This is a genomic window from Pseudomonas sp. PvP100, from assembly GCF_017833055.1.
GTDB lineage: Bacteria > Pseudomonadota > Gammaproteobacteria > Pseudomonadales > Pseudomonadaceae > Aquipseudomonas > Aquipseudomonas syringae.
The window spans coordinates 711,866-726,107 of sequence record NZ_JAFIBO010000001.1 but is presented as its reverse complement, the minus strand read 5'-3'; the positions used below and the strand labels follow the sequence as shown (position 1 = coordinate 726,107).

The 14,242-nt window shown below is 56.8% G+C and carries 14 protein-coding genes; 4 read left to right on the top strand and 10 right to left on the bottom strand.

The features are described 5' to 3' along the window. Positions 1-146: 146 nt before the first annotated feature. From JOE39_RS03275 to JOE39_RS03260, 4 genes are read left to right on the top strand one after another with little or no spacing between them, the layout of a single operon-like run. Positions 147-1,331 (top strand): sensor histidine kinase, encoded by a 1,185-nt coding sequence (locus JOE39_RS03275; protein WP_024665225.1) that lies wholly within the window; start codon positions 147-149, stop codon positions 1,329-1,331. After that, positions 1,328-1,996, top strand: a complete 669-nt coding sequence (locus JOE39_RS03270) for a response regulator transcription factor (RefSeq protein WP_024665224.1) — start codon at positions 1,328-1,330, stop codon at positions 1,994-1,996. The genes JOE39_RS03275 and JOE39_RS03270 overlap by 4 nt, the downstream gene beginning before the upstream one ends. Next, the gene (locus JOE39_RS03265) at positions 1,993-4,332 is read left to right on the top strand and encodes an ATP-binding protein (protein WP_004418354.1); all 2,340 of its coding nucleotides are present in this window, start codon (positions 1,993-1,995) and stop codon (positions 4,330-4,332) included. Before JOE39_RS03270 ends, JOE39_RS03265 begins: the two co-directional genes overlap by 4 nt. Continuing rightward, complete coding sequence (locus JOE39_RS03260; RefSeq protein WP_003346434.1) at positions 4,329-4,793, top strand: response regulator; 465 nt, start codon at positions 4,329-4,331, stop codon at positions 4,791-4,793. The genes JOE39_RS03265 and JOE39_RS03260 overlap by 4 nt, the downstream gene beginning before the upstream one ends. On the opposite strand, the gene JOE39_RS03255 is transcribed toward JOE39_RS03260, so the two are convergent. The 10 genes from JOE39_RS03255 to JOE39_RS03210 all read right to left on the bottom strand — a co-directional run bounded on the left by JOE39_RS03255 (position 4,794) and on the right by JOE39_RS03210 (position 14,233). Further along, positions 4,794-5,225, bottom strand: coding sequence for a universal stress protein (locus tag JOE39_RS03255; protein WP_003315056.1), 432 nt, complete (start codon positions 5,223-5,225; stop codon positions 4,794-4,796). It abuts the gene before it with no gap. A gap of 111 nt (positions 5,226-5,336) precedes the next feature. Further along, on the bottom strand, positions 5,337-6,356 hold the full coding sequence (dusA, locus tag JOE39_RS03250) for a tRNA dihydrouridine(20/20a) synthase DusA (protein ID WP_057445865.1): 1,020 nt from the start codon (positions 6,354-6,356) through the stop codon (positions 5,337-5,339). 240 nt (positions 6,357-6,596) lie between these two features. Beyond that, on the bottom strand, positions 6,597-7,520 hold the full coding sequence (locus JOE39_RS03245; RefSeq protein WP_057445864.1) for a LysR family transcriptional regulator: 924 nt from the start codon (positions 7,518-7,520) through the stop codon (positions 6,597-6,599). Positions 7,521-7,803: 283 nt separating this feature from the next. Continuing rightward, the gene (locus JOE39_RS03240; protein ID WP_004404790.1) at positions 7,804-8,250 is read right to left on the bottom strand and encodes a cupin domain-containing protein; all 447 of its coding nucleotides are present in this window, start codon (positions 8,248-8,250) and stop codon (positions 7,804-7,806) included. Between the two features lie 7 nt (positions 8,251-8,257). Further along, complete coding sequence (locus JOE39_RS03235) at positions 8,258-8,968, bottom strand: iron-containing redox enzyme family protein (RefSeq protein WP_004404793.1); 711 nt, start codon at positions 8,966-8,968, stop codon at positions 8,258-8,260. Next, complete coding sequence (ectB, locus tag JOE39_RS03230; RefSeq protein ID WP_017278027.1) at positions 8,968-10,236, bottom strand: diaminobutyrate--2-oxoglutarate transaminase; 1,269 nt, start codon at positions 10,234-10,236, stop codon at positions 8,968-8,970. The genes JOE39_RS03235 and ectB overlap by 1 nt, the downstream gene beginning before the upstream one ends. A 41-nt stretch (positions 10,237-10,277) precedes the next feature. After that, positions 10,278-10,937 (bottom strand): GNAT family N-acyltransferase, encoded by a 660-nt coding sequence (locus JOE39_RS03225; protein ID WP_004404798.1) that lies wholly within the window; start codon positions 10,935-10,937, stop codon positions 10,278-10,280. Continuing rightward, complete coding sequence (locus JOE39_RS03220; protein ID WP_024665220.1) at positions 10,912-12,135, bottom strand: MFS transporter; 1,224 nt, start codon at positions 12,133-12,135, stop codon at positions 10,912-10,914. The genes JOE39_RS03225 and JOE39_RS03220 overlap by 26 nt, the downstream gene beginning before the upstream one ends. A gap of 43 nt (positions 12,136-12,178) precedes the next feature. Then, positions 12,179-13,108 (bottom strand): ThiF family adenylyltransferase, encoded by a 930-nt coding sequence (locus JOE39_RS03215; RefSeq protein WP_003346454.1) that lies wholly within the window; start codon positions 13,106-13,108, stop codon positions 12,179-12,181. A 15-nt stretch (positions 13,109-13,123) separates the two neighbouring features. After that, positions 13,124-14,233, bottom strand: a complete 1,110-nt coding sequence (locus tag JOE39_RS03210) for an alpha/beta fold hydrolase (RefSeq protein ID WP_080393275.1) — start codon at positions 14,231-14,233, stop codon at positions 13,124-13,126. Positions 14,234-14,242 lie beyond the last annotated feature (9 nt).

The window sequence follows — 14,242 nt, the reverse complement described above, 5'->3', positions numbered from 1 at the left end:
TTGCCCTCCCCGCCACGGCTCGCCATCGGCCAACCGGGGTTAACTGTGTATGCCGATCGGCAGATAGGCGTCACCTCCTGATACAGTTCTAATAGCCTGACTTCTGTTTATGCCCGCGCGGGCATCAACCCTCGCTGGAGCACCCCATGCAAAGTCCTCCCCATGATCCGGCAAGCGCACTGGCCATCCGTAACCAGTATCGCCAGTCGCAAAGCCGCGCCGCACGTCTTCGCCTGCTGGTGGATACCGGTCAGGAGCTGACCCATCTGCCACCTCAGGCCATGCGCCAGTGCGTGCTGCAACGCGCGTGCGCATTCGTGGCCATGGACCATGGCCTGCTGCTGGAATGGAGTGCCGACAACGGTGTGCAGACCACCGCCAGCCATGGCAGTACAGAACGCCTCGCCACGCTTGAAACCGCTGCCGACCCGCTGGCCATCGGCCCGCAATGGCTGGAGCGGCCCGCAGCCGACCTGCCGTGCGTGCTGCTGTTACCGTTGCGCGGCGCCGACGAAGGGTCTTTTGGCACCTTGCTGCTGGCCAACAGCGTGGGCATCAATGCGCCGGACAACGAAGACATCGAGTCGCTGCAATTGCTGGCGACGTTGCTGGCGGCACACCTGGAAAACAATCGGCTGCTCGACGCGCTGGTGGTCAGAGAGCAGACCATGTCCGAACTGGTCCGCCAGTTGTTCACCGCTCAGGAAGACGAGCGCAAACGCATGGCCTACGACCTGCATGATGGTCTGGCTCAGACCCTGGCCGGTCTGCACCAGCGATTGCAGGGTTTTGCCGGTCGCTGTCCGGCGCTGCCTGCGCCACTGGACGCCGATCTGCAGGCCATTCTCAAGCTGGCGCAGCACTGCGTGGGTGAAGGTCGACAACTGATCAGCGGTCTGCGTCCTAGCGTGCTCGACGATTTCGGTCTGCTGCAGGCGGTCGACAAGGAAGCCGACCGGTTGCGCGAAGCGGGAGTCGCGGTGCATTGGCGCTCGCGCTCCCTGACCCGCCTGCCCAGCCACCTGGAAATCGCCCTGTTCCGTATTGCCCAGGAAGGCATCAACAATGTGCTCAAACACGCCAGTGCCGGCCGCGTAGAATTGGCCCTGGAACTGAGTGACGAGCACATTTCACTGCTGCTGGAAGACAACGGCAGTGGTTTCATCACCCAAAAACCGTTTAATGGCAAAGGCGTCCAGAAACTGGGCCTGGTGGCCATGCAGGAGCGCGCCAGCCTGCTCGGCGGCCGTCTGACCTGCGTCAGTCGGCCCGGGCACGGCACCCGACTGCGCGCCATCGTTCCTTTTACCGCAGACAAGGCAATGACATGACTGACACTGTGCGACTGGTTTTGGCGGACGATCATGAAGTGACGCGTACCGGGTTCGTCTCGCTGCTGGCGGGTCATCCGGAATTCGAAGTGGTCGGTCAGGCAGCCGACGGCCAGCAAGCCATCGATCTGTGCCTGGAACTGCAACCGGACATCGCCATCCTCGACATTCGTATGCCGATACTCAACGGGCTGGGCGCTGCGCGGATTCTCCAACAGCGCATGCCGGGGCTGAAAGTGGTGATTTTCACCATGGACGACAGTACCGATCACCTGGAGGCTGCTATCAGTGCGGGGGCCGTGGGCTACCTGCTCAAGGATGCCAGCCGCGACGAAGTGATCGACGGCCTGCAAAGGGTGGCGCGTGGTGAAGAGGCACTGAACAGCGCCGTCAGCGCGCGCCTGCTGCGGCGCATGACCGAACGCAACACCAGTGGCGCAGCCCTGCCGGAAACCCTCACCCCGCGTGAGCGCCAGGTACTCGGCCTGGTAGCGGGCGGCTTCAGCAATCGGGAAATAGGCGAAAAGCTTGGCATCACCACCGGCACAGCCAAGGCCCACGTGGAAAAGGTCATCGGCAAACTCGGCGCCTCGGACCGCACGCAAGCTGCAGTACGCGGTGTTGCACTGGGGCTGGTGAGTCAATCGACGAGCGACTGGCAATGACGGCACACGCCAGCAGTCGCTGGGAAGACCTTCCGCTACGCGGCAAGGCGCTGGTGGCCATTTCGCTGCCACTGACGATTCTCATGTTCTCGCTGGTGCTGATTTATATCGCCGAGCGCCAGACCGCTCGGGCGGAGGAAGATGTACGGCGTGTGCTGCTCGTGCAAGGCGACATCCAGACCCTCCACACCCAGATCGCAGAAGGCGCGGCCAGCGTACGTGGCTATCTGCTGACTCACAGGGAAGACTTCCTGCCTGGCTACCTCAACGCGCAACCGCTGATCGAGGCGGCGCTGACGCGGCTCAACACCAATGTGCGTGACGGGCAGATGCGCGAACACCTGAAAGCCATCGAGCCGCTGATCAACACCAAGGTCGAAGGCCTGGGAAAACTGCGCTCGATGAATAGGCAAGATCAGGAAACCGTCGCCCGCATCCTGATCGAAAACAAGTACGTGCTCGACCAGTTGCGCGAACGCATCGGCATCATGCGCGAGCGTGAAGACGCGCTGCTCGCCGAACGCACCGAGGCTGCCGCAGCCACCCGCGAGCGCCTGCTGCTGTCGACCCTGCTGGCAGCGGCTTGCGGAATCTTCGGTGCCATTCTTGCCGTGCTGATGCTGTCCAAGGGCATCGTCGCCAGGGTGCATCAGGTGCAACGCAACGCGCAGCGTCTGGCGCTGGGGCATCCGCTGCTGCCCCAGCCGCCTGAAAAGGATGAAATCGGCCAGCTCGGTACCCGGCTGGTCGAAGCCGGTCAGTTGCTCGCCGAACGCGAACGCGCTCTGCGCGACAACGAAGAGCGCTTGCGGCTGATCATCGAAGGCGTCAAGGACTACGGCATCTTCGCGTTGGACCGCAACGGCTACATCACCACCTGGAACGCAGGGGCCGAACGTATCAAGGGGTACACGGAGCAGGAGATCATCGGCCAGCACTTTTCTGTGTTCTATCTGCAACAGGAGTGTCCGCAACACCCCGACATGGCGCTGCATGAGGCCACCGTCAATGGCCGGTATACCGAAGAAGGCTGGCGCCAACGCAAGGATGGCAGCCGTTTCTGGGCCAGTGTGGTGATCACCGCGCAATACGACAGCAATGACGAGCTGCGCGGTTTCTCCAAGATCACCCGTGACATCAGTGATCGTCGCGTTGCCGAAATTGCCTTGGGCACTGCGCGCGAGGAAGCCGAACGCGCCAGCCGGGCCAAAAGTGAATTCCTGTCGCGCATGAGCCATGAACTGCGCACGCCGCTGAACTCGATTCTGGGCTTTGCCCAGTTGCTGGACATGGACTCCCCCGCCAGCCAGCGCCCGCAAATCGGTCATATTCTGCGGGCGGGCCAGCATCTGCTGAAGCTGATCAATGAAGTGCTCGACATCGCCAGAATCGAAGCCGGGCATGTTTCCCTGATCCTCGAGCCCGTATCCCTGTCGAGCGTGCTTGAAGAAGCGCTGGTGCTGGTCTCGCCGATGGCTGCCGACGCCAACATCGAATTGAAGCCCTTGCCGAACCTGCCTGACGAGATCGGCGTGGTGGCTGACCGCCAGCGCTTGATTCAGGTGTTGCTGAACCTGCTGTCCAACGCCATCAAATACAACCGGCCCGCCGGCCAGGTGCGGATTGAAATCGAGCAGACCGCCGAGCAGGTGACGGTCAGCGTAGTGGACACTGGCTACGGGATTGCGCCAGAGCGTATCGGGCAGCTGTTCAAACCGTTCGAACGCCTGGACGCCAACCCGAGTGTCGAAGGGACCGGGCTGGGACTGGCGCTGAGCAAAAGCATGCTGGAGATGATGCACGGCACACTGTCCGTACAGAACACGCCGGACGAAGGCTGCCGGTTCATACTGGCGCTGCCGTTTGTGCGGGTGCAGCCGCCTGCCGCTAAACTGCCCCGTCAAGCTGAAACTTCCCTTGAGATAAAGCCTGATGCACGCTCACCTGCCCGCCCGGTCTATCATGGCAAGCTGCTGTGCATCGAAGACAATTTGTCGAGCATGGCCTTGATTGAAACGCTGCTGCAACGTAGACCCGGTATCCAGTTGCTGTCGAGCATGCAGGGCCAACTGGGGCTGGACCTGGCGCGCCAGCATGCGCCACAGCTGATTCTTCTCGACCTCAACCTGCCGGACATCAAGGGGCTTGAGGTGCTGCAACGTCTGCGCCACTTGCCGGCCACCGCCCACACGCCCGTGCTGATGATCACTGCCGACACCAGTGATAAAGCCCATCGCGAACTGAAACAGGCCGGCGCCACGGCCATTGTGATCAAACCCATCCAGGTGCCAGTGTTCCTTGCCCTCCTGGACCAGTATTTACCGGAGCCCACATGACCGGCGACTTTCGCATTCTGATCATCGATGACCAACGGCCCAACCTTGATCTGATGGAGCAACTGCTTGCCCGCGAGGGGCTGACCAATGTCCTGAGCAGCACCGAGCCGCTACGCACGCTGGACCTGTTCAACAGCTTCGAGCCCGACCTTGTTGTGCTCGATCTGCACATGCCCGAATTCGATGGCTTCGCGGTACTGGAGCAGCTCAACCGGCGCATACCGACCAATGACTACCTGCCGATCATGGTGCTGACCGCCGACGCAACGCGCGATACCCGCCTGCGCGCGCTGGCGCTGGGCGCGCGGGACTTCATCAGCAAGCCGCTGGATGCCTTGGAAACCATGCTGCGCATCTGGAACCTGCTGGAAACCCGCGCACTGTATAAATCGCTGCGCGAGCTGGTGCCTGCGGAAAATATCGAACTGCTGCGCCAGCCGCGCACGCTGGCGCAGCAGTGATTATTTGATCAGCGTCACCGGCACCGATGCTTCATGGATCACCCGCGTGGCCACCGAGCCCAGCAGCAAGCCGCCAAAGTTACCGAGCCCGCGGGTGCCCATCACCACCGCGTCACAGCCAAGCCGCTTGACCTCGGCCTCGACCTGTTCGGCCACGTTGCCCAGATCGACGTGGGCCTGAAACGGCACACCAGCAGCAGTCAACAACGCAACCGCATCAGCCAGCACCCGCTTGCCTTCATTGGTCAAGCCGGCCTTGACGCCATCAATCATGTCGGGAGCCAGATAAAGGCTGTAATCGATAGGGCTGGCCTGCACATTCAGGATATGTACCTCGAGCGACTTGGTGAGTTCGCCAGACAACTCGATGACATAGCCCAGGGCACGCATGGCGTGCTCGGAGCCGTCGAAAGGAACCAGGACTTTGTGCATGGGCGTTTTCCTTGTTGGGTTATGCGCTCAACATAACCGCAGCCCGACAACGCCGCTACTGGAATAAGCGGTTCCTTTGATCCAGCTCAGATCAACGCACCGCACATGCGATCAATGCCCCTGAAGAAACGCCGCGGCCTGATCCAGCAACAGCATAGGATTTTCGGCCTTGTGTATGTCAACCGACAGCAACTGACGGAAGCGTCGCGCGCCAGGGAAACCCAGGCCCAGACCGAGCATATGCCGGGTGACGTGGTGCATGTTGCCGCCGCTGGCAATGTGCGCAGCAATGTACGGCCGCATCGACTCCAACGCATCGTAACGACTGATGACCGGCGCAGTGCTGCCGAACAACTGCTGGTCCACATGCGCCAGCAAATAAGGATTGTGATAAGCCTCACGCCCCAGCATCACTCCATCGAACGTCTGCAAATGCTCACTGCACTGCTCCAGCGTCTTGATGCCGCCGTTGAGCACAATCTCCAGGTCAGGAAAGTCTGACTTCAACTGCGCGACCACGTCATACCGCAATGGCGGAATATCGCGGTTTTCCTTGGGAGACAGCCCTTCGAGAATCGCGATACGCGCGTGAACCGTGAAACTCTGGCAACCCGCCTCCTGAACCTTGCCGACGAAATCACACAACTCGGCGTAGCTGTCATGGCCATTGATGCCGATCCGGTGCTTGACCGTGACCGGAATACCAACCGCATCGCGCATCGCCTTCACGCAATCCGCCACCAGCTCAGGATGCGCCATCAGGCACGCACCGATCATGTTGTTCTGCACCCGGTCACTCGGGCAACCGACGTTCAGATTGACCTCGTCATACCCCGCCTCTTCCGCTAAACGCGAACACGCAGCCAGATCCGCCGCCGTACTGCCACCCAGCTGCAATGCCAGCGGATGCTCGCTTTCATCATGCCGCAGGAACCGCTCACGGTCGCCATGCAGCAAGGCACCGGTGGTGACCATCTCGGTGTAGAGCAAGGCGTGCTTTGAGAGCTTGCGCATGAAGTAGCGGCAGTGGTGGTCGGTCCAGTCCATCATGGGGGCGACGGAGAAGCGGCGGGACACTGTTGCAAGCGGATCGCCTATGTTTGCTGAGGCTTCGTTGTTTTCGATGTTCATGTGGATTGGTCTTTTACGCGGCGGGTTATCGCCATCCCTTAGCTGGCCTCAACAACATGCATCATTGAGAGGCGGTCAGCGAGAAAATGGCTCAATTGAATCGAGCGATGCGCGGGACCACACAGTGGCCCGCACGCAGAGACGCGGTCAATCGGGAAAGGCCGATAGTTTATCAGGAAAGCGACAGTTCTGATGACGTGCTGATTTGCAGCCGGATTTCAGGCACGGGAGCTGAACGTGTCAAAAAGCGCCAACGGCAAAGGCATTTTCCGGGCGTGTTTTTCCGAGAATATTCCGCTCGCAGACAGCATTGACGCTCCTCACAACGCTGGTGCTTATTCTGGAAAGGACAGCTGTGGAAATGCGATCGTTGTTGGAGAATACAGACATCCGTATGGCGGGCAATGCGGGAAGCAGCGAGCTTGTGATAATAGGCGTATCGCCCGGAATGAGTGATAACTCGCCCACGCCGATACCTACACCGGCACTGATGGCATTGAAAACGGCAAAATTGGACTCTGAGGTGAATCGTATCTCGGACGCCATCCCGGCAAACTGCAAGGATTGGACAGAGACCTCTCGGCATATACAACCATCGGGAAAATGCACCAACGGTATCGGATGCCCTGCCCTGATCAGCCTGGCATCGCCGATCCAGTGCAGTTCTTCACGCCTGATGTATTCAGAATGCTCCATGACCCGAGATTCCGGCACTGCGACAACGGCCATGTCCAGTCGACCCTGGTCGACGTCGTCTATCAATAACGCCGACGTCTTGCAGACCAGCTTTATCTTGAGATCGGGGTTTGATCGAGACAGGGCTTTTACAATCCCTTGCAGGAAAAAGAGTGCGTAATCATCCGGCATGCCCAGACGCAATTCGCTATCAGGGTTCTTGTTCTTCAAGCGGAACAGATTGTCATGCATGGCGAGAATCTTTTCAGCGGCCGACAATACTTCTTCGCCAATGACCGTCAGCCGAAAACCGTCGTCGCCTCTGACGAACAACTTCAGTTCCAGAAGTGCTTCCAGCTTTTTTATCTGCATACTGATGGCTGGTGGAGTTTTGCACAGCGCAACCGCAGACCGCGTGATACTTCGAGTTTCGCTCACCGATTTGAACGTGCGCCAAAGGTGCGTATCAACATCAAAGATTCGAGACATCCGTTTTCCCTGTTTACCCGGTGCAAAGCGGATGGTCGACTTTGCTAACCGGGTGTTTTCCCGCTCCGGGGTTTTTCCACTGCACCCCGGCTTTCCTTCCCTCTATAGTTAGGCCATTTGGCGGGTATTCGCAAAGTATTCCTGAGCATCAGAGGAAATAGGGTTAAAAAACGACGGGCTGAATCGATTTTCTGCGTCCCGATCATCTTTCTGACCATTCATTTACAGATGAAAACTTCGGTACGTCCAGACTCCCCTCCGCGGCACGGATACCGAGCTTCTGTCAGGAAGCCTCTTCCCGCAACGCGACGCCAAGCGCCTGCAGCAGAGGCGTATTTTCACAGGCGATGTACGTGACCTCTGCGTCCTCTGATGTATTGACGTGTTTGTGCCAACGCCAGACGGGAATATAAACGGCGTCTCCAGCTGTCCAGGCAACGAGCGTCTCTCCTACCATCGAAAAACCGGTGCCTGAAATGATATAGATGATGGTTTCATAGTTATGCCGATGCAGGCCCGACCCTTGCAGCGGCTGCAGCGCACCGAACGTCATACTTATCGACCTGGACGGCAGGTCGACAACATGAACTTCGTGCTTTCTTGTTTTGCTGAACGCGTCCAGCGTGGTGGTTCTGACGCCTTCATGTAACAGCGTGCCCACGTCCTCGCCAGCGGCCAGACTGGCGGGAACATGCACGAAATCACCGGAAGAAAAAGTAGGGTTATTCATGCTCACCTCAAAGTTTATCGAGAAACTCAAGTCGCGCCTTGATCATCATGACGGCGGCGTGCCGGACTATTTCAAAACGAGTCGGTTTTTCCATCACCAGACGCGACAGAATCGCCAACAGGGTGTCCGCGTGACCATCGTCACATTCGATATGCAACGTGAAAAACCTGAGCCTCTCTGCAGCAACGCCCTGACCCGAGAAGCCAGTGACAATGTCACTGTACAGGTGAGGAACAATGGCCTCGGCCCCCAGGCACAACGCCGAGAGTCCATAAATACCATTGGGCTGTTTGCAGAAGTTCATCATTGTATCGATGAGGTGCTGCGTGGAAGGAAGCGTGGCGTGCGCCTCCAGGTTCAGGTCGAAGGAGCACAACATCTCACGGTAGATAGCCGAATGAGTGGGTTCGGCGACTTCACCAAAACCCAGTTCTTCGAAAAGATTTTCGAACACTGCCAGAATATCTTCATCACCCTCAAGATGACTCATTAACTGGCAGATGTACCGCGTGAAATAACGGCTGTATTTTCCTTGTTGCACGAGAAAGCTCTTCAGCCGGTCTATCGGCATGCTTGCCGCACGGCACTGAACCAGAAAAGGATGATCGAAGACCTGCTGGATCAGTTCGTCTCTTAATTGTGCAAGCTCTTGCAGGATGAACTCATTGCCCAACGCACGGGCAGACAATGTACGGGTGTCTCCAACCATTAAATCCATCAGGCAATCCCTCGCGATGATTCGTTGTGTAAGGTAGAAAGGTAGGCACGTTTCAAGATGTCCAGTCCGCGCTCTAGTACAGGCAGATCGATGGTCAGTGGCGGCATCAGCTTGAGCACTTCATTCAAGGGGCCACAGGTTTCCACAAGCAGACCTTGGGACAGGCATTCTGCAGACAGTCTGCTCGCGCGCTGTGAGTTGCCAAATCTCAATCCCATGAACAGCCCTCTCCCGACAATGCGGACAGCCTCGGGGGGTGAATGAGCAATTATTTTTTCCAGTGCAAGGCGCAGGACGGCGGAACGTTGCGCTATCGAGCGCTCGAACGCGTTGTCTTGCCAATAGCTCAGTGCCGCCGCAGCCGTCACGAATGCAGTGTTGTTTCCACGAAAGGTGCCATTGTGTTCACCGGGCGCCCACTGATCGTGCTCCGGTTTTATCAGCACCAGTGACATCGGCAGACCATAACCGCTGATGGACTTTGAAAGGCAAATGATATCGGGGGATATATCGGCAGATTCAAAACTGAAAAATGTGCCCGTACGTCCGCAACCGGCTTGAATATCGTCAATGATCAGCAGCGCGCCTGAGGCCTGGCACAGCCGTTGAATTCTCTGTAACCATTGCGGACGCGCGCAATTCAAACCGCCCTCGCCCTGCACAACTTCCAGAATAATGGCTGCCGGCGGCTCGAAACCTGCGCCTGCTGAGGAGAACATCGTTTCAATGATATGCGCGCTGTCAATGTCACGCCCCAGAAATCCGTCATAAGGTAGCCGAACGACGTTTGAAAGCTCTACGCCAGAGACGGCTCTTTTATCGGCGTTGGCGGTCAGCGCCAGCGAGCCCAGCGTGACGCCGTGAAATGCATGGGTAAACGCCGCGATGGAAGTGCGTCCGGTGATCTTGCGGGCCAGCTTCAAGGCGGCCTCGATTGCATTGGTCCCCGTGGGCCCGGTGAACTGCAGTTTGTAGTTCATTCCCCGCGGCGTGAGGATAATCCGCTCGAACTGTTCGATAAACCGAGACTTCGCAGCGCTGTGAAAGTCCAGGGTGGTCGTGATGCCGTCCTGCTGAATATAGTCCAACAGCTCTTTTTTCAAACGCGGGTTATTGTGGCCATAGTTCAGTGATCCGGCCCCCGCAAAAAAGTCGATGAACTGCCGCCCCTCGACGTCTTCGATCACTGCGCCTTGCGCCGTCGCAAACACAACGTCACAGTCGCGACAATAAGAACGCACATTCGATTCACGCTCGTAGATAGCCATTGTTGGGTTCATGCCTGCTTCCCTTGCCCAGAAAAATTAAACTACGCTCGCGCCATGATGTAATGGCCCAGACTTTTCTCGGGCCCGTAAAATATCGACAGCATGTCCTTGATGTCCAAATGCAGAACCGTACACTCTGACGTTTCATGCAACTCGTCTCGAAAGCGAATGTTCAAGTCACGGAACCCCATGTGGGCCAGTGCTTTTATCGGTGTGTGCGGTGTATCGATAAAACAATTGGCAAGGACGTCGTAGTTTTTTTCTTTCAGGCAATACTGCAACGCCGCTTTTACCAAGGCAGCAAAAATACCGTAGGGGTAAGCCGAAAATATCTGATCACGGTGCCTGGCCGGAACCATGAGTCGCGCACATTCGATCAGCGCGCCTTGCGCGGTTGCCCGTATCCCGGAAATATCGGCAAAATTGTCGATGGGCAGACCTTGGTCCCCGTCGATAATCATGCGCATGACCCCCACGGCGGATCCCTCGTCGTCAGTGGCGAGCAGGTAGACCGAGTTGGCATGGTAGCGATCATTACGAGGATCGGTGTCATCCCCGTCCAGCCAACCTAACTCCTCGCTGTACACTTCCTGCCAAACAGCCTTGACCAGGGCGAGTTCAATATCAGAGTTTGCAAGTAGCACGTTACCTTTGAAGTCCTTCGACGTGGCATCGTCAAAGGGCAGTGTCGATCCGTTCATGTTGTGCATTCCATAGCGTGTAGGTATAGGAAACTGCCATTATTGAAACAATCATTGCGACTGCACTGATGACACCTACGACGGGCGCGTCAACGAACTCGAGAAGTGTTCCCAGCAGGAAAGAACCTATCGGACTGCCCCCCATGAAAAACAACATCAGTAACGCTAACACCTGAGCTTTATTACCTGAAGGGGCATTTTCCTGAATCAGCGTCTGCCCCATGCTGAGGGCAATACCGCCCAGAAACCCCCAACTCAATACCCCTAAAAACAGAATCCACTCTGTGAGCACGGATGGGATAACCGCCAGCAGTAACGACGCGAGCAGGCAGGAACTGATTAGTGCCCGTAATTTATTTTCTATCCCGCCCTTGACGGTCAAGACAATGACGGAAGCGATCAACCCAACCATAAACACAATATTGAACAGCGCCAACAACGAGGCGTCGTACCCCGGCAACCGGGAAATATGCAGGGGTAACATGACGAAAAATGAGCCCAGAAAAAATACACCGATCAGGCCGTTTAATAACAGTACCGGGAAGATGACCGGGTGCTGAATGGAAAACCGCAGCGCGGTACGGGTTTCAGCGATCAGGCCGGAATGAGGCTTGCTGGGCGTGGTCACCGAAATATAAGAGGCGGCCAGGGACGACATCCCGAACAGAAACGACAACAACAAGAACATCAGACCGACGCCCACCTGTGGTGCAATACCTCCAATGGCGAAACCCACCGTCTGAATCCCGAACTCAATCCCGATGTTTATAGTGACGATCTTTTGCAACTGTTTCTTGCCCAGTACATTCAAGTAAAGTTCTCTGGCGGGCGCACAAAAGGCCGACAGCACGCCAAAGGCCAACGCATACACCAGCACGTTGGCGTACGTTATTGCGGACTGGTAACTCCAGACGGCGAAGACCAATGCCGTCAGCGCGCCACCCAGGTACACGCAGACCAATAACCTGCGCAACGGTTTGCGATCGGCAACATAACCGCCATAGATCACCAGCAGCAGCACCGGCAACATCAGGCACATCTGGGCGATGCCAAATTGAAAGGCCGATGCATGAACGACGCTGATCAGTACCCAGGGCAGAAATACGCTTTGTATCCCCACACAAATGAACCACAGACTGGAGGCCAGGAGGAACCTGGAAATATTGTGCCGTTCCTGAGTATCGAGCACTTCGTTCACGGCGCCTTCCTCAAAGGGCTGGCCCCGATCGGGGCCAGCTGGTTCAATTGACATTGAAGTGTTTGCGATGCTCCTCGGGGTTTGCCCACGTACCGTCGAACTCATAAATACCGTTGTCGAACGTAGAGCCGTCGAACCAGTAATACTTGGGCATGGGAGGAAGTTCGGTGCTGTACGGTGCACCCTCCAGGTCGCAAAGCATCAGCGCTGAACGACAGAGAATCAGGTAGTGCGAGGCCGTCGGTGCCACGGAAAGAATAGGCACGTTTCCTGTCTCTTTCATCCAGCTGAAAATATCGGGAATGCTCGGAAAACGAGGCTGATAAGAGGCTTGAAGCATGACCAGCCTTTCTACCAGCTCAGGCGTCATCTGCGCCTCTTCCGGAATATCGTAAAAATCCTCCAGCGTCAGACCTGCCTTATCGAACTTGTAGATGTTGGCGCCCCAACCGACCACCGAGGATGCCAACAAGCCTTTGCACCTGGCTGAGTGACGGTACGCCCTGTGCAGTGCATAGCGCTCGGCAATGCTGTAGAAGTCCATTTGATCCAGCACCAGATCACAGTCCTCCACAAACGCTTCAGCGGTGTGCTTCTGTATACCCTCAGGAAACACATCAACGCTCACGTCACCCGCCAGCCGGTGAACCAGCTCGGCAACTACCAACGCCTTGTTACGACCGACGGTTTCCACTGAAGCACCGAACTGTCGGTTGATATTGCTGATGTCGAAAGAATCGGGATCGGCAATTTTGATATGCCTTACACCCAACCGTGCCAGCCCGAGGGCCACGGCACCGCCAATACCCCCTGCGCCTGCGACGCCGACAACAGCATTGGAAAGCTTACCCTGATTGGCCATCTGCTCCAGTGTCGAGTTGCCGAGAAAACAACCGCTGCGTGAAACCCGCTCGTTGTATACCTGCTCGTCGAAAACGCCTGGAAATTTAACAATGCGTGCTTTCTTCAACATGATCTGCTCCTTGCTTTAGTTGCGGCCGCCGCAAAAACTACAGGCCAGTGACAATCGGTTATATGAGCCTTCCAGAAAAACCCGTACTTCGCGATAGAGTTCGAAACGCTTTTTTTCAAATAACATGGCATGGGTGCCTTTATCGATCAGCACGTACCGTTTACTGGAAGCATTGCTCAAGTGTGTGTACAGCCAGTCGATATCCGCCGCGGTGGTCAGCACATGATCATAATCACCGCGTGTGATTAACACAGGCACCGTGATTGTGGCAGGGTCCCAATACACGCCATGCCAGGCATCGTAGATATCCTGGGCAAAGCCTCCGGGTACTTTAATCATGTTCTTTTGATGCGCTCTTTCCAGCGCCGCATCACCGGGCCAGTTTCTTATAAACCCTTGTTCAAGCTGCGTCTCGGTGCCCGCCGGACGGTCTTCTTCTATCATGGACAATCGCTTGTCGACCGGAATCTCATAAAAGCTCTTGTCGGGTCTTTCGGCACTGCCGAACAAGCCTCGGACAATCTCCGGGCTTGTGGTATCACGCCGGACGATGGGCGAGTTGAACACGACCTTGTCTACTTTTTCGCCGTGCGCACTCAGGTAATACCCCACCGGTATCGCGCCCCTGGACGTGGCGATAATCGTCAGTTTTTTTGCACCGGTAAACTTCAATACATAGTCGACGGCGGCATCAATCACGGGCACCAGGCTTTTGGCATTGCCCACCGATTCACCGTTGGCGTGTGGACTGGCCTCGCGCATTTCCGAATAATCATCAGAACGACCATACCCCGGCAGGTCCACCACCCAGGCCTCACGCCCTGAATTGGCGACGTCTTGGGCCCAGGAATAACCGTCGATGGCGTACCCGGCCGAGAGATTACCTGAAATGGTTGCGCCATGAATAAACAGAACAACTTGTGACTCTTTCATTGTTTGAGTGTGGGTCCCTTTCGGCGAATCACGCCAAAGGGCCATCTTCATCGCGTCAGTTTTTAGCGTGACGGTATGAACTTCCACACCGTCTATATTTGCGGCTGAACTGGCAGGCAGTGGCGCCGCGCTCACCATTAAAGCGGTGGTACAGGACGCAATAAACAACGCAGCAGAAGCAATCCTTTTCATCAGTCGACG